The sequence below is a fragment of the Tamaricihabitans halophyticus genome (assembly GCF_004340875.1).
GTDB lineage: Bacteria > Actinomycetota > Actinomycetes > Mycobacteriales > Pseudonocardiaceae > Tamaricihabitans > Tamaricihabitans halophyticus.
In genome coordinates this window covers 97,065-119,984 of the sequence record NZ_SLXQ01000006.1, presented here as the reverse complement: position 1 = coordinate 119,984, position 22,920 = coordinate 97,065, and the positions used below count along the sequence as shown (strand labels likewise).

Sequence of the window (22,920 nt, the reverse complement as noted above, 5' to 3'; positions counted from 1 at the left end):
ATGCTGGCCTTCATCCTGGGCTGCTTGCTGTTCGCGCTCGGCATCGGGGTGTCCCTCGCGCTGCACGAAGCCGGACATCTGCTCACCGCCAAGTGGTTCGGCATGAAGGTGCGCCGGTACTACGTCGGATTCGGTCCGCGGATCTGGTCGTTCCGCAGGGGAGAGACCGAGTACGGCATCAAGGCGTTGCCGATCGGCGGTTTCTGCGAGATCGCCGGAATGACCACGCTGGACGAGGTGACGCCGGACGAGTCGCCGCGTGCGATGTGGCGGTACAAGGTCTGGAAGCGCACCGTGGTGATGGCCGCTGGCGCGTTCGTGCACTTCATATTCGGCTTCCTGGTGCTCTACCTGATGGCAGTCACCATGGGGCTGCCGAATATTGGCAATGAGCCCGTGGTGCGCAGCGCGGACAAGTGCGCGGTTTCCTCGGACCGGGTATCGCTCGAACAGCTGCCCTGTGGCCCGAACGACCCGGCCCCGGCCCGCGATGCGGGGATGCGGCCAGGTGATGTGATCGTCGCCATCGACGGCACGGAGATCAACACCTGGACCCAGGTGCGTGAGGAGCTGGCGGACAAGCGCGGAAACACCCCGGTCGTGGTGGAACGAGGCGACCGGGAGCTGACGCTCACCGTGAACGTGGTTCCGGTGCAGCGGCCGGCGCCGGACGCCGTGCCGGGTAACCAGGACAACGAGGTCGTGATGGCTGGGGCGCTCGGTGCTACCCAGCAGAGCATGTTCGAGTACGGACCGATCGCCGGAATCGGCGGTGCGACCGAATTCACCGGCACCATGTTCGTGAATGTCTACGAGGGGCTGAAGCGTTTCCCCGAGCGGATCCCGAAGGTCGTCGAGGCGATCTTCGGCGGCGAGCGAGCGCCGGACACTCCGGTCAGCGTCGTGGGCGCCAGCATCATCGGCGGCGATGCGGTCGAGCAGGGGCTGTGGGAGGTCTTCCTGCTGCTGCTGGTGATGTTCAACTTCTTCATTGGCGTGTTCAACCTGCTGCCGCTGCTGCCGATGGACGGCGGGCATATCGCGGTGCTCTGGTATGAACGGGTGCGCGACTGGATACGCAGGCTGCGCGGACTCGGTCCGCGCGGGCCCGCCGACTACACCAAGTTGACCGGGGTCACGTTGGTGCTGATCGCCATCGGCGGATCGATTATGCTACTCACCGTAACCGCGGATATCGTGAATCCCATCCGCCTTGAGTAGTTGGTTCAGCTCACCTGTGGCTGCATGGGTCATCCAGGTAGGGGCACACTGGAAAAGGAATCAACCAGAACCCTGCCGGTAGAGAAATGGGGCTTCCTGCAAATGACAGACGTCATGCTCGGCATGCCCGCCAGCCCTCCTCCGGTGTTGGCGGAACGGCGGCCGACCCGTCAGCTGAGTGTCGGTCCCGTCGGTGTGGGCAGCCAGCACCCGGTGTCGGTGCAGTCGATGACGACGACCGTGACCGCGGATGTGAACGCCACGCTGCAACAGATCGCGGAGCTGACCGCGTCCGGCTGCGATATCGTGCGCGTCGCTTGCCCTTCGGCCGACGACGCCGAGGCGTTGCCGGCGATCGCGGCGAAGTCGAAGATTCCGGTGATCGCGGATATTCACTTCCAGCCGAAGTACGTGTTCGCGGCGATCGAGGCCGGTTGCGCGGCGGTGCGGGTCAACCCGGGCAATATCCGTAAGTTCGACGACCAGGTCAAGGAGATCGCGCAGGCGGCGAAGGACCATGGCACGCCGATCCGGATTGGCGTGAACGCCGGATCACTCGACAAGCGGCTGATGGAAAAGCACGGCAAAGCCACGCCGGAAGCGCTTGCGGAGTCGGCGCTGTGGGAGGCTTCACTGTTCGCCGAGCACGACTTCCACGATCTGAAGATCTCGGTGAAGCACAACGACCCGGTCGTCATGGTGCGTGCCTACGAGATCCTGGCCGAGCAGTGCGACTACCCGTTGCACCTGGGTGTGACCGAGGCCGGCCCGGCTTTTCAGGGCACCATCAAGTCCGCGGTCGCCTTCGGCGCGCTGCTGCGCCAGGGGATCGGGGACACCATCCGGGTATCGCTTTCCGCGCCGCCGGTGGAAGAGGTCAAGGTCGGTGAGCAGATCCTGCAGTCACTGAACCTGCGGCCGCGCAAACTGGAGATCGTCTCCTGCCCGTCCTGTGGTCGTGCTCAGGTGGACGTGTACAAACTCGCCGACGAGGTGACCGCCGGGCTGGAAGGCATGGAGGTCCCGTTGCGGGTGGCCGTGATGGGCTGCGTGGTGAACGGGCCGGGCGAAGCCCGCGAGGCCGACCTTGGGGTGGCTTCCGGGAACGGCAAGGGGCAGATCTTCGTCAAGGGCGAAGTGATCAAGACCGTGCCGGAGCACCAGATCGTGGAGACCCTGATCGAAGAGGCCATGCGGATCGCCGAGGAGTCCGGCGAGCTGCCCGAAGGCTCACCCGAGGTCGTCGTCTCTGGCTGAGTACACCCGGTAACCGCAATCTCTAGGGATCTTGTGGTTTGGGTTGATCTCGACCGTGATCGAGGTTTGATGATCTGGCGATGAATCAGCCCGATTTTGACGTACGCGGCATGCTCGACGAGCCCGGACTAGTGGCGAGTATCGCGACAGTGACCGCCACCGGTCGGCCGGCACTCGCCGTGGTGTGGTTCTGCCATGCCGACAGTCGGCTGTGGTTTAACTCGCCAAGGGGCGAGGGGAGGCCGGAGCCGTTCCTTGATGCCGCACGGCGTGGTGCTGACGTCGCGGTACTCGCGGCGATTTTCAACGCGCCCAACGACATCCGCCAGTTCCGTGCGACGGGGCCGGCTCGGCTGGAAGACCGGGACGGCGTGCGGGTGCGGCGTGTCTACGACCGGTATATCTCCGAGTGGACGCCGCAATGGCTAGAGCATCTCACCTCGACGCGGTATCAACTGTGGTCGGTGCTACCGGCAAGCGGAATGGCGGTGGACTATTCCGGGTTTCGGGACAGCCCGGTGTTTCGCTGGGCGTCGGTAGGTGAGCTGGATGCTGTCTGTTGATTCGCGGTGACGGCGTGGAACCAGTGGGCTTGCGGGGGCCGTCTTATCTGGTTCCAGTGGACCCACCGGCTGCCCGCGGGAGTGACCCATGTTCGCGCCAATGGATGCGTACCCGTACATCGCGTTAGGGTTCCTGCTGCTGGTGGTCGGTTACCTGGCAACGGGTTATCGATATCGCCGGATTCGCGCCAAACAGGCAAGCACGGCGCCACCCCCACCAGCACGGCAACTTGACCAGTACGAGCTTGCCCTGCTCTCCGGCGGCAAACGCCGGGTCGGCGAAGCCCTGTTCGCGAACCTGTACCTGCACGATTATCTGCGATTCACCCCAGGCGGCCGGTTGCGCGGCCCGGCGGAAGTCGAGCCGCTCCGGGCGGGCGAGGAGCCGGCGCATCCGCTCGAGGTTGCCACGCTGCGCACACTGCGCCGCGCGGGCACGACACGGGTGAGCCAGCTGTACTGGCACGTCGCCCAGCACCCATGGGTGGATGAGGCGCTGAGCCGGTTGCGGGCCGAAGGTCTGCTGCTCGAGCCGGACCAGCTGTTCACGGTGCGTGGCCTGCGGAACGCGTTGATGTGGGCGCACCGTGGTATCGCCTTCGTGCTCGGCGTGGTGGTCTGCTTCTTCGGCCTGTTCGCCACCGCCGTCCAACTGGGACTGGGCGCTACCCGCGCGTTGGGCAACGGATTCGCCGCTGTCGAACTGTTTGCCGTGCCATTGGTCATGCTCTGCGGCGTGCTCGGCTTCTTCCGTGCGTACCGCTACTTCGGTATCGCCGGCATCGTGCTGTTCACCGCCCTGGTCGCTGCCCTCGCGCTGCTGGTCGTCGAGCCGTTCGCGGACCTGGGTGGTCCACTGTTCAGCTGCCTAGGTGCGTTACTCGTCGGCTACGGCGGTTACGTGTGGAGCGGTCGAGTGCTCGGCCCGCGAACGCTTGCCGCGGACGCGCTGCTCGAACAATGGCGCGCGAGTACCCGTACGGTCCCGCTTGTCGAAGCTCCATGGATCGGCCTGTTCGTCGCGTTGTTCGGACCGGCTGAGCTGACCCGCACGGTTCGGCGAGCCAGCACCGGCGGTGCGGCCAGCGATCGTGCCGTCGCACTGGTCAGGGTGTTCCAGCGGCTCGGCGTAACCCACAGGTTCGCCAGCACGACGAGCCATGCCGGCGGTTCCGGTGGCTCGTTCGGCGTCCATGGCGACGCGAACGCGGATATGGGCGGCGGTAGCGGTAGCAGTGGCGGCGGAGGCGATGGCGGTGGCGGCGGTTCCGGTGGCGGAGGAGGCGGCGGCGACGGCTAGCAGCCGGCACCCTCGACCGCAAGATTCCTCAAGAACGCGGTTCCGGGGCCCGACCGTGGCTACCCAGGAGGCGAGCTGGTAGCCGCGCTATCGGCGGGGCGCAGGCCGCCGATGCGGGCGGTGAGTTCGGCGGCAGCGGTACGCACCGTGGCCGCCAGCGCTGGCCAGTCCGCGCCGCATTCCGGCTCGCATTCGTGCCGGAAGGTGGCGCTGATCGCCGCCGTCGGCCGGCCAGCGTGGTCGAACGCGGGCGCAGCCACCGAGGCATACCCCGCGGTCACCTGCCCATCCTCGACCGCCCAGCCGCGCCTACGCACGGCGGACAGCGCGCGCCGCAGCGCGGGCAGATGCGCCGGACCACGCCCGGTGCGCGATACGAAGCTGGCCCTGCCCGGCAGCAGCGCACGCACCTGCGCCGGCGGGAGATACGCGAGTATCGCGAGCCCGCAGGCCGGCAGCTGCGCCGGCAGCCGCACGCCGACATCGGTGACCAGACTCTGCGGGCGAGCCGGCTGCTCCCTGAGCAGATACAGCGCATCCGCGCCGTGTAGCGCACCAAGGTGCACCGTGCAGTCCAGCTGCTCGGCAAGCGGGCGCAGCAGCGGGCCGGCCAACCGTTCGAGTGGATCGTGCCGCAGATACGCCGAACCGAGCTCGAACGCCGCCACACCGAGCCCGTACCGGCGTTCCTCGGGCAGATGGGTGACGAATCCAGCACTCGCCAGCTCGGCGAGCAGGTGATAGGTGCTCGATCTCGGCAACTCCAGCTCGCGCGCCACCGCCCCCGCGGTCATCGGGCCGGCATGACTCGCGAGCAACCGGAGCACCGCGAGCCCCCGCCGCAGCGCGGGTACATCACTGCTCACACCCATCGCTTGCCTCCGCTGTCTGGAATACCAGACACTAGAACCCTACCCGGGCTCGTGCAATCCCGCCGGAGGCGCTGAGATGGGGACATGGCAGATCCAATCGTGGTGGGTGTTGATCCACTCGCCAACGGCGACATCGCCGCGGTGGCCAGGGGCGGCGCGGCAGTGGAGCTCAGCACCGCGGCGCGCATGGCGATTCGTGCCGCACGGACGCAAGTGGACAAGCTGGCCAGTGCGGATAGTCCAACCTATGGCGTCTCGACCGGGTTCGGCGCGCTTGCTACCCGGCACATCCCCGCTGACCGGCGCACCGAGCTACAACACGCGTTGATCAGGTCGCATGCCGCCGGTGCGGGTGAACCGGTGGAACGCGAGGTGGTGCGCGCGCAGATGTTGTTGCGGCTACGCACCATGTCCAGCGGGCGCACCGGCGTTCGGGAGAGCTGTGCGGACACGTTGGCCGGCATGCTCAACGCGGGTATCACGCCGGTCGTCGCGGAGTACGGCTCGCTCGGGTGTTCGGGCGACCTTGCCCCGCTTTCCGCCGTGGCACTGGCGATGACCGGCGAAGGCGAGGTGCACGACGCGAACGGAGCGCTGGTACCCGCCGCGGATGCGTTGCGCGCGGCCGGTATCGAACCCCTGCTCCTGTCCGAAAAGGAAGGTCTCGCGCTGATCAACGGCACCGACGGGATGCTCGGCATGCTGTTGCTCGCGCTGGACGACCTCCGCGAATTGCTCGATCTCGTCGACCTGACCGCCGCGATGAGCGTGGAAGCGCTGCTCGCGACCGATCGAGTGTTCGCGGCCGAGTTGCAGCAGCTGCGCCCACATCCCGGCCAGGTGATCGCAGCCGAACGGATGCGGAAGTTCCTTGTGGACTCGCCGATCGTGGCAAGTCACCGCGGGCCGGACTGCAACCGCGTGCAGGACGCGTACTCGCTGCGCTGCGCTCCGCAGGTGCACGGCGCGGCGCGGGACACCGTGGCCCACGCGGCGAGCGTCGCTACCATCGAGCTAGAGTCCATTATCGACAATCCGGTGGTGCTCGACGACGGGCGCGTGGAGTCCAATGGGAACTTCCACGGCGCGCCACTCGGCTATGTGCTGGACTTCCTGGCCATTCCGGTCGCCGATGTGGCGAGTATGGCCGAACGCCGCACGGACCGGATGCTGGACACCGCCCGGTCGCAGGGTCTGCCGCCGTTTCTCGCCGCGGACGCCGGAGTGGACTCCGGCTACATGATCGCGCACTACACGCAGGCGGCAGTGGTCGCCGAGTTGAAGCGGCTCGCCGTGCCCGCCTCCACCGATTCGATCCCCACCTCGGCGATGCAGGAGGATCACGTGTCGATGGGCTGGGCGGCGGCCCGCAAACTCCGCAAAGCCGTCGACGGGCTCAGCACGGTGCTTGCCATCGAATTGCTGACCGCTGCTCGCGCGCTCGACCTGCGCGCCCCGCTGAAGCCCGCGCCGGCAACCGGTGCCGCCGTGGCAGCGCTGCGCGCGCAGGTGGGTGGCCCTGGGCCGGACCGGCATCTCGCGCCGGAGATCGCGGCTGCCCGCGCACTGATCCGCGACGGCGCGCTGCGTGCCAGCTACACACTTTCCTGATCTCTGGAACCAATCGACAACGGAGAGTCGTATGACCAAACCGATCCGCGCAGCCCGCGGCACGCAACTCACCGCGCGCAGCTGGGCAACCGAGGCGCCGTTGCGGATGCTGCACAATAACCTGGACCCCGAGGTGGCCGAGCGGCCGGAGGACCTTGTCGTCTACGGGGGCACCGGAAAGGCCGCCAGGGACTGGCCCAGCTTTCACGCGATCGGTCGCGAACTGAGCACCCTTGGCGGCGACGAAACCCTGCTTGTCCAATCTGGACGCCCAGTAGGTGTGCTGCGGACCCACGAATGGGCGCCCAGGGTGTTGCTGGCCAACTCGAACCTGGTGCCAGACTGGGCGAACTGGCCCGAGTTTCGCCGCCTGGACGCGCTCGGTCTGACCATGTACGGCCAGATGACGGCGGGATCCTGGATCTACATCGGCACCCAGGGCATCCTGCAGGGCACCTACGAGACCTTCGCCGAGTTGGCGAAGCAGCGGTTCGGTGGCAGCCTGGCCGGCACCCTCACCGTCACCGCGGGGCTCGGTGGCATGGGTGGCGCGCAACCGCTTGCGGTCACCATGAACGACGGCGTCGCGCTGGTCGTGGAATGCGATCCGCACCGCGCGAAGCGACGCCTGGAGACGCGCTACCTGGATGAGCTCGCGGATGATCTGGACGACGCCATCCGGCGGGTCATCGACGCGAAGCGGGCCCGCAGGGCGCTTTCCGTCGCGGTGATCGGGAACGCGGCCGAGATCCTGCCCGAGCTGCTCCGGCGCGGCGTCGAGGTGGATGTGGTGACCGACCAGACCTCGGCGCATGATCCACTCGCTTACCTGCCCAAGGGCATCGAGATGGACGACTGGCACGACTACGCGGAAAAGAAGCCGGACGAGTTCACCGATCGGTCCAGGGATTCGATGGCCGAACACGTGGACGCGATGATCGGCTTCCTGGACGCCGGCGCCGAGGTGTTCGACTACGGCAACTCGCTGCGCGGCGAGGCGAAACTCGGCGGCTGCGAGCGGGCCTTCGACTTTCCCGGTTTCGTGCCCGCCTATATCCGCCCGCTGTTCTGCGAGGGCAAGGGTCCGTTCCGGTGGGCGGCGCTTTCCGGTGACCCGGCCGATATCGCCGCGACGGATCGGGCCATCCTCGAGCTGTTCCCGGAGAACGAATCGCTGGCGCGCTGGATCAAGCTCGCCGGTGAGCGGGTCGCCTTCCAGGGCTTGCCGGCCCGGATCTGCTGGCTGGGCTACGGCGAGCGGCATCTCGCCGGGCTGCGGTTCAATGAGATGGTGGCCAGCGGTGAGCTCTCCGCGCCGGTGGTGATCGGCAGGGACCACCTCGACTGTGGTTCGGTCGCCTCGCCGTACCGGGAAACCGAGGGCATGGCCGACGGTTCGGACGCGATCGCGGACTGGCCACTGCTCAACGCGCTGGTGAACACCGCGTCCGGGGCGAGCTGGGTGTCCATCCATCACGGCGGCGGCGTCGGGATGGGCCGGTCCATCCACGCCGGACAGGTAACCGTCGCGGACGGCACCCCGTTGGCCGGGCAGAAGATCGAACGGGTGCTCACCAACGACCCTGCCATGGGCGTGCTGCGCCATGTGGACGCTGGCTATGAGCGAGCCGAGCAGGTCGCGGCCGAGCGAGATGTGCGGATCCCGATGATGGGTGTCAAGGAGAAGGCATGAGTACCCCGAGCGAGCTGCTGGACCAGATTGGCGATATCGGCACCGATCACGGTAGGGGCGGATACTCACGGCACGTCTTCCAGCCTGTTGAACTGGAGCTTCGCGAGTGGTTCACGGCGGCCGCGACCGAACGTGGACTGACCGTTTCCGGTGACCACAATGGAAACCTCTGGGCATGGTGGGGCGAGCCGGGGCCGAACGCGCTGGTGACCGGCAGCCATCTGGACTCGGTTCCCGGCGGCGGCGCGTTCGACGGCCCGCTCGGCGTCGCCAGTGCCCTCGCGGCCGTGGATGAACTGCGTGCAAGCGGTTTCACCCCGAACCGCCCGCTGGCGCTGGTGGTCTTCGCCGAGGAGGAGGGCGGCCGGTTCGGCGTACCCTGCCTCGGCTCCCGACTGCTCACCGGCAGTATCGACGCGGATCACGCGCGCCGGTTGCGTGACCCGGACGGCGTATCCCTTGCCGAAGCTGCCGCCTACGCCGGCTTGGACCCCGCCGCGCTCGGCGCTGATGAGCGGCTGCTCGGCAACCTTGGCTGTTTCATCGAGCTGCACGTCGAGCAGGGCCGAGGGCTGATCGACCAATCCGCCGCGGTGGGTGTGGCCAGCTCGATCCTGGCGCACGGTCGATGGCGGTTCCGGTTCACCGGCGAGGGAAACCACGCGGGCGCCACGCTGCTCGAGGACCGCAAGGACCCGATGCTGCCGGCGGCGCGCTTCGTGCTCGCCGCGCGCGAGGCGGCACGGGCCGTTCCGGGGGCACGCGCCACGGTCGGGCGGATCGTGCCGAACCCTGGTGGTACCAACGTGATCGCCTCCTCGGCCGACGTATGGCTGGACGCGCGGGCGAGTACCGCCGAGGACACCAGGGCGATGCTGGCGGAGATCGAGGCCGCCGCCGCGGACGCGGCGACCAGCGAGGGGTGCACGCTGAACGTCTCCGAGGAGTCCTATTCGGACACCGTATACTTCGATACCGGGGTACGGGACGAGCTGGTGCGAACGCTCGGGGACGTACCGGTACTGCCGACCGGCGCCGGCCACGATGCGGGAATCCTGGCCGCCCGGATCCCGACCGGAATGCTCTTCGTGCGCAACCCAACGGGGATCAGCCACGCCCCGGAGGAGTTCGCCGAACGGGACGACTGCACGGCAGGGGCACGCGCGTTAGCCACGGTACTGCGCGAGCAGGCAGGCGGGTAGCGTTGACGGCTACCGCGTACTGGTGTGCTCGTGCCTGGCTGCCGTCCGGGGTCGCCGAGGGGGTGCGGATCGAGGTCAGTGACGGGCGGATCACGTCGGTACAACCCGGAACCGAACGTGCTGGCGCGGATATCGCGCTTGCCGGGCTGACCGTGCCGGGGATGGCGAACAGCCACTCGCATGCCTTCCACCGCGCGCTGCGCGGTCGTACGCATGCCGAGCGCGGTACGTTCTGGACCTGGCGGGAGCGGATGTACGCGCTCGCCGAACGCCTCGATCCGGACAGCTATTACCGGCTCGCGCGGGGCGTGTACGCCGAGATGGTGCTCGCCGGCATGACGACCGTCGGCGAGTTCCACTACCTGCACCACGATCGGGGCGGGCGGCGCTACGCCGAGCCGAACGCCATGTCGGCCGCGCTGGTCGCCGCCGCCGACGACGCCGGTATCCGGATCACCCTGCTGGATACCTGCTACCTCGCCGGTGGCATCGGGGAACCGGTGAACGAACTACAGCGGCGCTTCTCGGATGGGGACGCGCAAGGCTGGGCTGAGCGGCTGGACACCTACCGCCCGGCGGGCGCGCATGTGCGGCTGGGTGCCGCGATCCACTCGGTACGCGCGGTGCCCCGGCAGCAACTGCCCGAGGTCGCCGGCTGGGCGAGCAACGCGGCCGCGCCCCTACATGTGCACCTTTCCGAGCAGCCCGCGGAAAACGAGGCCTGCCAGCGGCACTACGGGCGCAGCCCGACCGAACTGCTCGACGAGGAGGGAGCGCTCGGGCCGCGCACCTCGGCCGTACACGCCACTCATCTGTCCGATATGGACATATCGATGCTCGGTGGTTCGGGTACCTGCGTCTGCATGTGCCCGACCACCGAGCGCGATCTCGGTGATGGGATCGGACCAGCACGGCGGGTGCACGACGCGGGGGCCCCGCTTTCCCTCGGTAGCGACAGTCACGCGGTGATCGACCCGTTCGAGGAGGCGCGGGCGTTGGAGCTCGACGAACGGTTGGGCAGCCAGTCCAGGGGGCAGTTCAGCGTGCTCGAGTTGCGAGCAGCGGCGACCAACCACGCCTCGCTCGGTTGGCCTGAGGCAGGCCAACTGGCCGTGGGTTACGCGGCGGATCTGGTTACCATCGCGCCGGATTCGGTACGCACCGCCGGCGGTGAGCCGGATGGGGTGTTCTTCACCGCCAGCGCCGCGGACGTTCGCGATGTGGTGGTCGCCGGCCGGCGGGTGGTGCGCGATGGAGCCCATGAAGAACTTGGCGATGTTGGTGTTCTGCTCGCGGAATCGATTGGAGAGCTGTGGCCGTGACGACGTTGCTTACCGGGATTGCGGAGCTGACCACGAATGATCCGCACTACGGTCGGCTCAGTGACGCGGCGCTGGTGCTCGAAGGCGATCGGATCGCCTGGGTCGGTAGGGCCAAGGATGCGCCGGCTGCCGATGAGCGGGTCGATCTGGCCGGGCGGGCGGTGCTGCCTGGCTGGGTGGACAGCCACACCCACCTGGTTTTCGCCGGCGATCGCACCGCCGAATTCGAGGCGCGGATGGCTGGCGAGGCGTACTCCGCCGGTGGGATCGCGGTCACCGTCAAGGCGACTCGGGAAGCAAGCGATGAGCAGCTGGCCGAAGGGTTGCGGCGGCATATCGCCGAAGCCGTGGCCCAGGGCACCACGTTCGTGGAGACGAAAACCGGCTACGGGCTGACCGTGACCGATGAGTTGCGGTCGGCGCGCATCGCGGCGAGCCAGGCCGATGAGGTGACCTTCCTTGGCGCGCACCTGGTCCCGCCAGGCGAGTCCAGCGATTCCTATGTGGACCTCGTGCGTGGCGAGATGCTTGATGCGGTGGCGCCGCACGTGCGGTGGTGTGACGTGTTCTGCGAGTCGGGTGCCTTCGACGCCGAACAGTCCCGTGCGGTGTTGACCGCGGCAGCCGAGCGAGGACTGGGCTTGCGGGTCCACGGCAACCAGCTCGGGCCAGGGCCGGGAGTGGCCCTTGCGGTGGAGCTCGGTGCGGCCAGCGTGGACCATTGCACCTACCTGGAAAGCTCCGATGTGGACGCGCTGGCCGGTTCGGACACCGTCGCGACGCTGCTGCCCGCCTGCGATCTGTCCACCCGGCAACCACTGCCCGACGCACGGGCATTGCTGGACGCCGGCGCGACCGTGGCGCTGGCCTCCAACTGCAACCCCGGATCCTCGTACACCTCGTCGATGGCGTTCTGCGTCGCCACGGCCGTGCTGCAGATGCGGATGAGCATCACCGAAGCGGTTCGGGCGGCGACCTGGGGCGGGGCGCGCGCCCTGCGGCGGGAAACCGGTGACGGCGCCGTAGGAGTGCTACGCCCGGGGGCGCGCGCGGATGTGCAGGTGTTGGACGCGCCCTCGGTCACCCACCTCGCGTACCGACCAGGAGTGCCGCTGACCTACGCGGTCTGGCGCGCCGGCCAGCGCGGGTAACCGCAATCCTTGGGGATCTTGCGGTTCGGGTTAGTCGTCGTCCTCGTCGTCCCGGGCGAGGTAGGTGGCCAGGCGCTCCACCGCGGTCTCGAACTCGGGGTTGTCGTCCACGAACGCGCGCAGCCGGTCCGCCAGCCAGGCGAGCGTGACCTCTTCCTCGCCGCGCCGCTGCTCCAGCTCCTCGATACCCCGATCGGTGAAGTACACCGGTTCACTCCCTCATCCGACATACCACCGCCCGCGGGGATGATTCCCGCGGGCGGCGTGTCTCGTGCTCAGTCGTCGCCGAAAGCCTTGTCCAGGATCTCGCGCTGCTCCACCTCGTGCACCTTTGGCGAACCAGCCGAAGGCGCGGCCATCGGACGGCGCGACACCCTCCGCAGCCCAGCGACCCGGTCACCGAACTTCTCCGGCAGGTGCAAGCCGTAGAATGGCCATGAACCCTGGTTCGCCGGCTCCTCCTGCACCCAGCGAATGTCCTTGGCATTCGGGTAGCGCTGGAAGATCTCGTTCAGCCGGTTCACCGGCATCGGGTAAAGCTTCTCCACGCGCACGATCGCCGTATCGGTGACCCCGCGCTTCTCCTGCTCGGCGGCCAGCTCGTAGTACAGCTTGCCGCTGACGAACAGCAGCTTGCGCACTGCGGCCGGGTCCGGCCGCGTCGGGTCGTCGATCACCGAACGGAACGCCCCACTGGTGAAGTCCTCGAGCTGACTCACCGCGGCCTTGCTGCGCAGCAACACCTTCGGGGTGAACACGATCAGCGGCCGGTGCACCCCGTCCAGCGAGTGCTGCCGCAGCAGGTGGAAGTAGTTCGCCGGAGTGGACGGCACGGACACCGTCATCGACCCCTCCGCGCACAGCTGCAGGAAGCGCTCGATCCGGCCCGAGGTGTGGTCCGGACCCTGACCCTCATGCCCGTGCGGCAGCAGCAGCACCACATCCGAGCGCTGACCCCACTTGGCCTCCGAGGACGAGATGTACTCGTCGATCACCGACTGCGCGCCGTTCACGAAGTCACCGAACTGTGCCTCCCACATCACCAGCGCGTCCGGGTTGGCGAACGAGTAGCCGTACTCGAAGCCAAGCGCCGCGTACTCGGACAGCGCCGAGTCGTAGGCGAGAAACCGGCCCTGGTCGGGCGCGAGGCTCTGCAGCGGGGTGTACTCGGTGCTGGTCTTGCGGTCGATCAGCACCGAATGCCGCTGGGTGAACGTGCCGCGCCGAGAGTCCTGCCCTGCCAACCGGACCAGCTTGCCGTCCAGCGCGAGGGAACCGAACGCGAGCAGCTCACCGAAAGCCCAGTCGATGTTGCCCTCGCGGGCCATCTTGGCGCGCCGATCGACGACCGGCTTGACCCTGGGGTGGATGGTGAAGCCCTCGGGGACGTTCACATGCGCGTCCGCGATGAGCTCGATCGTCTGCTGGCTGATCGCCGTCGGCACCTTGGCCGGCACCTGCTGCTCCTGCTCCACCGAGGGGCTGATCCGCGGCGGATGCTTCTCCAGCTCGCGCACCTCGTTGAACACGTGCTCCAGCTGGCTGGAGAAGTCCCGCAGCGCCTTCTCCGCCTCTTCCACGGAGATGTCCCCACGGCCGATCAGGGCCTCGGTGTAGGTCTTCCGCACACTGCGCTTGGCGTCGATGATGTCGTACATCGCCGGCTGTGTCATCGAGGGATCATCGCCCTCGTTGTGCCCGCGCCTGCGGTAGCAGATCATGTCGATCACGACGTCCTTGTTGAACGTCTGCCGGTACTCCATCGCCAGCTGCGCGACCCAGTGGCAGGCCTCCGGGTCGTCCGCGTTCACGTGGAACACCGGAGCCTGGATCATCTTCGCCACATCGGTGGCGTACTGCGAGGAACGCGAATGTTCCGGCGCGGTGGTGAAGCCGACCTGGTTGTTGATGATCACGTGCACCGTGCCGCCGGTCCGGTAACCCCGCAGCAGCGCCAAGTTCAGCGTTTCGGCGACCACGCCCTGGCCGGCGAAGGCCGCGTCCCCGTGCAGCAGCACGGGCAGCACGGTGAAGCCTTCCTGGCCCTTGTCCAGCATGTCCTGCTTGGCGCGCACGATGCCTTCCAGCACCGGGTCCACGGCCTCCAGATGCGAAGGATTCGCGGTCAGCGTCACCTTCGTCTCGCCGTCGCCGAACATCCGGAAGTACTTGCCCTCGGCACCGAGGTGGTACTTGACGTCGCCAGAACCGTGCGCCTGGCCAGGGTCCAGGTTGCCCTCGAACTCCTGGAAGATCTGCGAGATCGGCTTGCCCACGATGTTCGCGAGCACGTTCAGCCGTCCACGGTGCGGCATCCCGATCACGACCTCGTCCAGCTCGTGCTCGGCAGCCTTGTCCAGCACCGCGTCCAGCAGCGCGATCACCGTCTCGCCACCTTCGAGCGAGAAACGCTTCTGCCCGACGTACTTGGTCTGCAGGAAGGTTTCGAACGCCTCGGCCGCGTTCAGCTTGGACAGAATGTACTTCTGCACCGAGGGGTCCGGCTTCGCGTGCGGCACCTCGACCCGATCCTGCAGCCAGCGCCGTTCCTCCGGATCGAGAATATGCGTGTACTCGGTACCCACCGTGCGGCAGTACGAATCGCGCAGCACGCCGAGTACATCGCGCAGCTTCATCTGCTCCTGGCCGGCGAACCCGCCAACCGCGAAGTCGCGGTCCAGGTCCCACAGGGTCAGCCCGTGCGAGAGCACGTCCAGATCCTCATGCCGGCGCTGCCGGTAGTTCAGCGGATCGGTATCGGCCATCAGGTGGCCGCGCATCCGGTAGGCCTCGATCAGCTCGATAACCCGCGCGGTCTTGTCCAGCGCGCCTTCCGGGATATCGGTAACCCAGCGCACCGGCTCGTACGGCAGCCGGAGCGAGGTGAAGATGTCGTCGTAGAACCGGTCCTCACCGAGCAGCAAACCGTGGATGCGCTTGAGGAACTCGCCGGATTCCGCGCCCTGAATGATCCGGTGGTCATAGGTGGACGTCAGCGTCATGATCTTGCTGACGCCCATTTCGACCAGCGCCTTCTCACTGGTGCCCTGGAAATGTGCCGGGTACTCCATCGCACCGACCCCGATGATGGCGCCCTGCGCCTGCTGCAGGCGCGGCACCGAGTGGTTGGTGCCGATACCGCCGGGGTTGGTCAGCGAGATGGTGGTTCCGGTGAAGTCCTCCATGGTCAGCGAGCCGCCACGGGCCTTGCGGATGATGTCCTCATAGGCCTGCCAGAACTGCAGGAACGTCATGTTCTCGCACTTCTTGATGGCGGCCACGACCAGCGAGCGGGACCCGTCCTTGCCCTTCTGGTCGATCGCGATGCCCAGATTCACGTGCTCCGGCGTCACCGCGTTCGGCTTCCCGTCGACCAGCTGGTAATGCCGGTTCATATTCGGGAAATCGCGCAGCGCGCGCACCAGCGCGTAGCCGATCAGATGGGTGAACGAGACCTTGCCGCCGCGAGTGCGCTTGAGGTGGTTGTTGATGACGATCCGGTTGTCGGCCATCAACTTCGCGGGTACCGCGCGCACGCTGGTCGCGGTGGGCACGGTCAGCGAAGCATCCATGTTCTTCGCGATCGCCGCCGCGGCGCCGCGCAGTGGCTTCTGCTCCGGACCGGTTGGCTCATCGGCACCGGACTTGTCAGCGGCGCCGGACTTCGGTGCCGCGGCCGGCTTGGCCGCGCCCGCAGCCGGTGCCGGTGCTTTCGCTGGAGCACTCTTCGCGGGAGCGCTAGCGGGGGCACTGCCCGCGGTCTGCTGGCTCGGCGCCGGCGTACTTGCCGGCTTGGGCCGTGCCGCCGGTGCGGCCGGCTGAGCGGCAGCGGGTTTGGCCGTCTCCGGCTTCGGCGCGGCACTTGCCTGCCCAGCCGCTGCCCCGGCGGCCGGCGCGCTCGAGCGCTGCGCGGCACGCTGGCCGTTGCGGGAATCGTCGGTCTGCTGCGTCGGCTGATAGTCAGCGAAGAACTCGTGCCAAGCGGAATCCACCGATGACGGATCCGCGAGGAACTTCTCGTACATCTCCTCGACGAGCCATTCGTTGGGGCCGAATTGTGACGCAGGGCTGCTGGACACGGCGGGCACTCGCCTCTATCTATCTCGATCTTGACTGGAACAGACTCGATACCAGGCTAGCTTTCCCGCTTCCGCCTGTGTGAGACAACTCGGTTCCGGTGGGCAAGCTCATCGGGTTGATCGATCACTGAATCGATTTCGCCAGCACTCTCGAGTCGTGTTCTGGACAGAAAACGACAACGAGGGGTCGGGCGGCCCACGCCCAGTGACCGCGTTCTTTAGGCATCTTGCGGTACGGCCGCATCCCGTGAGACCGCGATCTTTAGGGATCTTGCGGTCGCCGGGCGCGGTTCAGGATGCGTTGGCGGGTTCTTCTGCCGCCCCGTGTTGCCACAACCGCGCGTAGTAACCACCCACATGGAGTAGTTCGGTATGCGTACCTTGTTCTACGATCCGCCCGTCGTGCAGCACCACGATCCGGTCCGCGCGCGCCGCGGTGGCCAGCCGATGGGCTACCACGAACGTGGTACGCCGCTGGCTGAGGTGTTCACTCGCGGCGAGCACGGTCGCTTCGGTGGCCGGATCCAGCGCGGCGGTCGCCTCGTCGAGCAGCAACACCGCGGGGTCGACCAGCTCCGCCCTTGCCAATGCGATCAGCTGGCGCTGGCCGGCGGAAAGGCTCTGCCCGCGCTCGCCGACCTGCTGCCGGAAGCCGCGCGGCAGGGCCCGCACCATTGGCAAGGCGCCAACCGCCCGCACCGCGTGTTCGACCTCCGCGTCACTGGCCTCCGGCCGGCCGTAGCGGACGTTGTCCGCGAGCTCCCCACTGAACAGATGCGCCTCCTGCGGCACGATGCCCAGCCGCCGGTGCAACGCACCGAGGTCGTAGGCGCGCACGTCCACGCCGTCGATCAGGACCTTGCCGGCCGAGGCGTCGTAGAACCGCGCGAGCAGTTTGATCACCGTGGACTTGCCCGCGCCGGTCGCGCCGACCAGCGCGACGGTTTCGCCGGCCGGCACGTGCAGCGAGACATCGGTGACGGCCGGCTGCTCGGTGTCCGGGTACTGGAAACTCAGCGCACGCAACTCGACCTCGCCGCGCAACCGGGTTGGCGGCTGGACCGCCTCGGCCGGTTCCGGCACCGAACTCGGCGTGCGCAGCAACTCACCGATCCGGCGTAGCCCGACCCTTGCCTGCTGATAGCCGTCGAAGACCGTGGACAGCTGCTGCACCGGCGAGAAGAACATGCCCAGGTAGAGCAGGAAGGCGAGCAGCACGCCAGGGCTGAGCTCGCCGGTTGCTACCTGGCGCGCGCCGATCAGCAACACCACGACACGACTCAGCCCGGAAAGCAACGAGACGAACGGGAAGTAGGTGGCGATATAGCGCTGCGCGCGGATTCGGGAGCGCCGATAGGCATCGCTGCGCCGCTCGAACTCCCGCGCAGCGCGCCCTTCCGAGGTGTAGGCCTGGGAAACCCGCAGCCCGGAGACGTTCTCCTGCATATCCGCGTTCACCGCGCTGACCCGTTCGCGGGCCTCGGTATAGGCACGCGAGGACAGTCTGCGGAAGATCAGCGTCGCCACGATGAGCACTGGCAGCACGGCCAGCGCGTAGGCCGCGAGCTCGGCGTCGGTGACCACCAGCGCGACCGTGATACCGGCGATGGTCAGCAAGCTGAATACCGCGTTGACCAGCCCGGTCTGCAAGAAAGACGACAGCGCGTCCACATCGGTGGTCATCCGGGTCATGATCCGGCCGGCCATCTCCCGCTCGTAGTAGTCGAGCCCGAGCCGTTGCAGATGCGCGTAGCTGCGCACGCGCAGCAGGTAGAGCAGCCGTTCGCCGATCCGCGCGGCGAACACCACGTTCAGCCCGGAGGCGACCCCACCGAGCAGCACCAGCACCGCGCCTACCAGCGCGACCGTCCACAGTGGCCCGGTTTGCTCGGCAAGCACGCCGTCGTCGATACCGCGCTGGATGAGCGCGGGTAGCCCCATACTCATCACCGTCTCCGCCGCGATGATCAGCCCGAGTAAGGGCAGCATCCAGCGAACCGGATGCAGCAGCCGACGGAATCGGAAACCGGGATCCGGCGCGGTCGGATCGACGCCAGGCAGCCGTGGCTGTTCGGTGGCCGCCGGTAGCGCTTCGACCCTGGCGAGCAGTTCCGGGGTTGCCGGCATCCCGCCGGCCGGCGAGGCACTGCCGTGCCCGCCCGACTGGGGTGTGGCGGTGCGGGTAGTCGCCTGTGGTGTTTCCGGGGCCGGCCACAGCTCGCGCTCGCGTGCTGGTTCGTTCCGCGGCTCGGCTGGTTCGGCCGTATCCAGTTCACCGTCGAGCAGTTCGCGGTAGGGCCCACAGCGCGCGGTGAGCTCCTCGTGTGTGCCGACGTCGATCAGCTGGCCGGCATCCAGCACCGCGATCCGGTCGGCGAGCATGAGACTGGACCGGCGATGCGCGATCAGCAGGGTGGTGCGCCGCGCGGTGACCGCGCGCAGCGTGTCGTGGATCGCCGCCTCGGTGGCGGTGTCCACCGCTGAGGTCGCGTCGTCCAGCACCAGGATCCGTGGATCAGTCAGCAGGGCGCGGGCCAGTGCCACCCGCTGGCGCTGGCCGCCGGAAAGGGTGAGGCCCCGCTCGCCGACGACCGTGTCGTAGCCGTCCGGCAGCGCGCTGATGAACTCGTGCGCCTCGGCGGCCGTGGCCGCCGCGATGATCTCCGTCTCGGTGGCGTCTGGTTTGCCGTAGGCGATGTTCTCCCGCACCGTATTGGAGAACAGGAAGGCTTCCTCGAAGACCACGCCCACCGCTTGACGCAGCGATTGTTTGCGCAACTCGCGCACATCGATCCCGCCGACCTGCAGCGCGCCGGCGTGGACGTCGTAGAACCGGGGCAGCAGCAGGGACACGGTGGATTTACCCGAGCCCGATCCACCGACGAGGGCGACCGTCTCGCCGGTCCGGACGTGCAGCGACACCCCGTCGAGCACCGGTTCGCTGCGGGTATAGCCGAAGCGAACCCCATCCAGCCGGACGTCCAAGGGGCCATCGGGAAGTTCGCGGGCGTCCGGCCGGTCGGTCACCTCCGGCTGGGAGTCGATCAGCTCGTACACCCGCTCCACCCCTGCGCGGGTGAGCTGGCCGCTGATCAGCAGGCCGGCGAGCATCCTGGCGGGGCCGATCAGCCCGGCAAGGTAGGTGGCGAAGGCCAGGAAGGTGCCGATGCTGATCTGGCCGTGCAGCGCGAGGAAACCACCGAAGGCGAGCACGCCGACCTGTCCGGCCGCGGGTATCGCGGCGAGCAGCGCGGTAGGGGAAGCGCTCAGCGAGGCGGCCCGCATCCGTTCGGCGAACAGCCGGCGCGCGGCGCTTTCCAGGGTGCCGACCTCGCGCGCTTCCTGGCCGAAGCCTTTGACCACCCGCACGCCGGTGACGGTTTCCTCGACGTGCTGGGCGAGATCCGCGGCGCGCTGCTGGGCAGACCAGGTCGCGGGGAACAGGGTGCGGCGAACCCGCGCCGCGATCACCGCCACGGCCGGCACGGTGATCAGGACGACCAGGGTCAGCAGTGGCGAAAGCCAGAGCATGGCGATGAAGGCGATCGCGGCGAACACGATATTGCCCGCGGAAAGCGGGATCATCGCCAGCAGTGATTGGACGAGCTGGAGATCGGAAATCGATCGGGAGACCACCTGGCCGGTGCGCAGCGCGTCCTGGTTGCCGCCGTCCAGTCGCTGCACCGCGCCGAACACCCGCTGGCGCAGGTCGTGTTGCACGCCGAGGGCGAGCTTGCCCGCGGTGTAGCGGCGGAGGAAGGCGGTGCCGAAGCTGATCAGCTCCATCGCGATCAGCCCGGCGACCAGCAGCGCGAGCCGGTGCGTGTGGCCAGCTACCGCGTCATCGACCGCGAACTTGACGAGCAGCGGGCTGAGCGCCTGCAGGCCGACCGCGATGACCGAGCCACCGAAGGCGGCGAACACCAGTTTCGGGTGTTGCCAGCAGGCCCTGGCCAGTCGCCGAATCCAGCCCGACCGCTCGGTCGCCTCGGCTGCTGGTTGGTGCGTGGTGGGGTTGTCGGGCAGCAGCGTGGTGGATTCGGGCACCCACCCAGGTTATGCGTACCGCCCGACAACCTTCCGAGCCCTGGACTTACCGCAAGATCACTGAAGAACGCGGTATGTCAGGTGATGTCGCGCTTCTGGTTGCGCAGCATGCCGGCGCCGAACAGCGCCAACGACCAGGCGAGGAAGACCAGCCCGCTCGCCCACCAGACCATCGCGCCCGGAGCGCCGGCCGCGATCCGCAGCGCGACCTCCAATGCGTCGACGGCGCTTTCGTTGACCATCACGTTCGCGTTCTCGATCGCGGTGCGCACCGTATCCACGATGACCTGACCCGCGGTTGACCCGGTCAATCCGTTACCCGCGCCGTTGGGCATCAGGCCAGCCCAGATACCGCCCTCGGAGATACCCGTGATCACGAGTTCGGCGATCGGGCCGATGATCAGCGCGTAGATCAGCAGTAGTACCAGGGTGCCGACCGGCGCGCCGATCAAGGCGCCCACGCCGAGGCCAAGCAGTGTCCAGAGGACCGCGGCGATGAGGCCGGCCAGCACGATCAGCAGCCAGTCACCGAAGCCGGGCAGGATGCTGCTGTCCGCCGCCAGCACCGTGCCGAGGCTCGCGCTCAGCGTGATGACCAGGCCGAAGATCGCGCCCCAGAGCGCGTAGGTGATCGCCTTTGCCGTCAGCAGCGCGGACCGGCTGGATGCGGTCAGGAAACTGGTGGTGATGGTCTTCCGGTGTAGCTCGGTTGCCAGGCCGAGCGCGCCGAAGATCATCGGGAAGATCATCGCGATGTTGATCGACCGGGTGAGCGCGAAGATCGCCCAGGGCAGCTCGCTGGTGTTCAGTCCGACCTGCCGCAGGATCGGCTCGTCGGCGACGTTCGAGGACACGTCGTCGATCAGCGCGCCGACACCGAGCGACCACGCGAAGGAAAGCACGAACGTTGGAATGAGTAGGCCCCACCACAGCTTGGTGGTGAGCACCTTGCGGAACTCCGCTTTGATCAAGTTGCCCATCAGGCCTGGCCTCCCCATCCGCCGTGCTGACCGTGCCCGGGTTGTTGCTGGTCGTACCCCGGTGGCGGTGGCCCCTGTTGATATCCGGGTGGTGGGGGGCCCTGCTGGTAGGGCTGCGGCGGACCGGCCGGCGGCTGCTGCTGCGGTGGATAGCCCTGCGGCGGTGTGCCAGGTGCCTGCGGCGGCATCCCCTGTGGGGGCATTCCCTGCGGCGGCATTGCCTGTGGGGGCATGCCGGGTGCCTGCGGCGGCATGCCCGGTTGCTGGCCCGGCGTAGCCGGCTGCTGCCCGGGAACACCGGGTAGCTGACCGACGTACTGGCCACTGGTCAACCGGAAGAACAGCTGCTCGAGGTCGGCCTTCTCTTCCTGCACGCCGTAGAGCGCGATGCTCGCCTTGGCGGCGATATCCCCGATCTGCTGCACGGAGGAACCGGTGACCGCGACCTTGCCGTCCGGGGTCGGTTCGATACCGGTGATGCCGCCTTCCTGAAGGGCGGTGACCAGTGCTCCGGCATCGGCGGGTTGCACGATGATCCGGGTCTGCTGGGACTTGCGCAGGTCATCCAGCTGCCCGTAGTACATCGTCTGGCCGCGGCTGATGATCACCACTTGGTCGATGGTCTGCTCGACCTCGGCGAGCAGGTGGCTGGAGATCAGCACCGTGCGCCCGCCGCTGGCGAACGACCGGAGGAAGGTACGCAGCCAGGCGATACCTTCCGGGTCGAGCCCGTTGGTCGGCTCGTCGAGTACCAGTACCTGGGGGTCGCCGAGCAGCGCCGTCGCCAGCGCCAAGCGCTGTTTCATACCCATGGAGAAGCCGCCGGCGGCCCGGTGCGCGGCTTCGGCGAGGCCGACCAGCCCAAGGACCTCGTCGGCACGCCGGTCCGGCAGGCCCATCGCGGCGGTGTAGACGCGCAGGTGATTACGCGCGGTCCGCTTCGGATGGAAACTCTGCGCCTCGAGGACGGCGCCGACCACTCGTCCCGGATTGGTCAGCTGGTTGAACGGCCGGCCGTTGATCGTCGTCCCACCCGCCGTCGGCTGTACCAGGCCGAGAAGCATGCGCAGGGTGGTCGTCTTACCGGCGCCGTTTGGCCCGAGGAAGCCGGTGACGCTGCCCGGCTCCACGGTAAAGCTCAGGTTCTGCACCGCGGGGATCTGTCCAAAGGTCTTGGACAGGTTCTGCACCGTGATGCGGCCGCTGCTGTCGTGCACGGTCCCTCCGGACGTACTCTGCTGTCTGGAAGGCGTCATCTTTCCTCATCAGAGGTAGCCCGCGTGTATAGGGGTAAGCATCGCCGGTCCTGGTGAGCCACCCTGACCGGCCGATTTCGCCGCTTCCTGTCGGTTCGGTCGGTTCCCGGACAGGCGCTTGTCAACTGTGGTCAGACAGGACTTCACCGAGTCTTCAGATGTTGCGTGGACAACATTCCGGGAAAAATCGGCGCTGGGGGAGGCGAAACGGCGCTGTATTGCTTACGCTTAATGGCGGCGGCCCGCTCCCGGTGACCCCCAGGCTGGTTGAGCGGGCTGCCCCTATTCTGCTACTCATGTGACCGCAGTCTGAAGAGATGACGTTGGTGAGGGGCGCGGCAGCCGCAGTCCGTTACCGCATTTCTT

At 67.7% G+C, this 22,920-nt stretch carries 15 protein-coding genes; 9 read left to right on the top strand and 6 right to left on the bottom strand.

Annotated elements, in window-relative coordinates; translation table 11 throughout:
• The 4 genes from EV191_RS15710 (at position 1) to EV191_RS30365 (ending at position 4,341) form a co-directional block, all read left to right on the top strand.
• Positions 1–1,221: a M50 family metallopeptidase gene (locus EV191_RS15710; protein ID WP_132877807.1), complete on the top strand. Its 1,221-nt coding sequence runs from the start codon at positions 1–3 to the stop codon at positions 1,219–1,221.
• 102 nt (positions 1,222–1,323) lie between these two features.
• Positions 1,324–2,478: a flavodoxin-dependent (E)-4-hydroxy-3-methylbut-2-enyl-diphosphate synthase gene (gene ispG / locus EV191_RS15705; RefSeq protein WP_132877954.1), complete on the top strand. Its 1,155-nt coding sequence runs from the start codon at positions 1,324–1,326 to the stop codon at positions 2,476–2,478.
• Positions 2,479–2,558: 80 nt separating this feature from the next.
• On the top strand, positions 2,559–3,041 hold the full coding sequence (locus EV191_RS15700; protein WP_132877806.1) for a pyridoxamine 5'-phosphate oxidase family protein: 483 nt from the start codon (positions 2,559–2,561) through the stop codon (positions 3,039–3,041).
• An 88-nt stretch (positions 3,042–3,129) separates the two neighbouring features.
• A complete protein-coding gene (locus EV191_RS30365; RefSeq protein WP_132877805.1) occupies positions 3,130–4,341 on the top strand; it encodes a TIGR04222 domain-containing membrane protein in 1,212 nt (403 codons plus the stop codon).
• A gap of 59 nt (positions 4,342–4,400) precedes the next feature.
• On the opposite strand, the gene EV191_RS15690 is transcribed toward EV191_RS30365, so the two are convergent.
• Complete coding sequence (locus EV191_RS15690) at positions 4,401–5,213, bottom strand: IclR family transcriptional regulator (RefSeq protein ID WP_132877804.1); 813 nt, start codon at positions 5,211–5,213, stop codon at positions 4,401–4,403.
• Positions 5,214–5,297: 84 nt separating this feature from the next.
• Here EV191_RS15690 and hutH point away from each other — a divergent pair, with 84 nt between their 5' ends.
• From hutH to hutI, 5 genes are read left to right on the top strand one after another with little or no spacing between them, the layout of a single operon-like run.
• Positions 5,298–6,824 (top strand): histidine ammonia-lyase, encoded by a 1,527-nt coding sequence (hutH, locus tag EV191_RS15685; RefSeq protein ID WP_132877803.1) that lies wholly within the window; start codon positions 5,298–5,300, stop codon positions 6,822–6,824.
• A gap of 31 nt (positions 6,825–6,855) precedes the next feature.
• Positions 6,856–8,517, top strand: a complete 1,662-nt coding sequence (hutU, locus tag EV191_RS15680) for a urocanate hydratase (RefSeq protein ID WP_132877802.1) — start codon at positions 6,856–6,858, stop codon at positions 8,515–8,517.
• Positions 8,514–9,719: an allantoate amidohydrolase gene (locus EV191_RS15675; RefSeq protein ID WP_132877801.1), complete on the top strand. Its 1,206-nt coding sequence runs from the start codon at positions 8,514–8,516 to the stop codon at positions 9,717–9,719. The genes hutU and EV191_RS15675 overlap by 4 nt, the downstream gene beginning before the upstream one ends.
• Positions 9,720–9,721: 2 nt before the next feature.
• The gene (locus tag EV191_RS15670) at positions 9,722–11,041 is read left to right on the top strand and encodes a formimidoylglutamate deiminase (protein WP_132877800.1); all 1,320 of its coding nucleotides are present in this window, start codon (positions 9,722–9,724) and stop codon (positions 11,039–11,041) included.
• Entirely contained in the window at positions 11,038–12,192 is a 1,155-nt protein-coding gene (gene hutI, locus EV191_RS15665; protein WP_132877799.1) for an imidazolonepropionase, read from the top strand. Before EV191_RS15670 ends, hutI begins: the two co-directional genes overlap by 4 nt.
• A 30-nt stretch (positions 12,193–12,222) precedes the next feature.
• Here hutI and EV191_RS30105 read toward each other — a convergent pair whose 3' ends face one another.
• The 5 genes from EV191_RS30105 to EV191_RS15645 form a co-directional block, all read right to left on the bottom strand.
• Entirely contained in the window at positions 12,223–12,399 is a 177-nt protein-coding gene (locus EV191_RS30105; RefSeq protein ID WP_165912970.1) for a DUF6104 family protein, read from the bottom strand.
• A 68-nt stretch (positions 12,400–12,467) separates the two neighbouring features.
• Complete coding sequence (locus EV191_RS15660) at positions 12,468–16,217, bottom strand: multifunctional oxoglutarate decarboxylase/oxoglutarate dehydrogenase thiamine pyrophosphate-binding subunit/dihydrolipoyllysine-residue succinyltransferase subunit (RefSeq protein ID WP_243658999.1); 3,750 nt, start codon at positions 16,215–16,217, stop codon at positions 12,468–12,470.
• A 345-nt stretch (positions 16,218–16,562) separates the two neighbouring features.
• Positions 16,563–20,318: an ABC transporter ATP-binding protein gene (locus tag EV191_RS15655; RefSeq protein ID WP_424565469.1), complete on the bottom strand. Its 3,756-nt coding sequence runs from the start codon at positions 20,316–20,318 to the stop codon at positions 16,563–16,565.
• Positions 20,319–20,395: 77 nt separating this feature from the next.
• Positions 20,396–21,298, bottom strand: a complete 903-nt coding sequence (locus EV191_RS15650) for an ABC-2 transporter permease (RefSeq protein ID WP_165912969.1) — start codon at positions 21,296–21,298, stop codon at positions 20,396–20,398.
• Entirely contained in the window at positions 21,298–22,515 is a 1,218-nt protein-coding gene (locus tag EV191_RS15645; RefSeq protein WP_132877796.1) for an ABC transporter ATP-binding protein, read from the bottom strand. The genes EV191_RS15650 and EV191_RS15645 overlap by 1 nt, the downstream gene beginning before the upstream one ends.
• Positions 22,516–22,920: the final 405 nt, after the last annotated feature.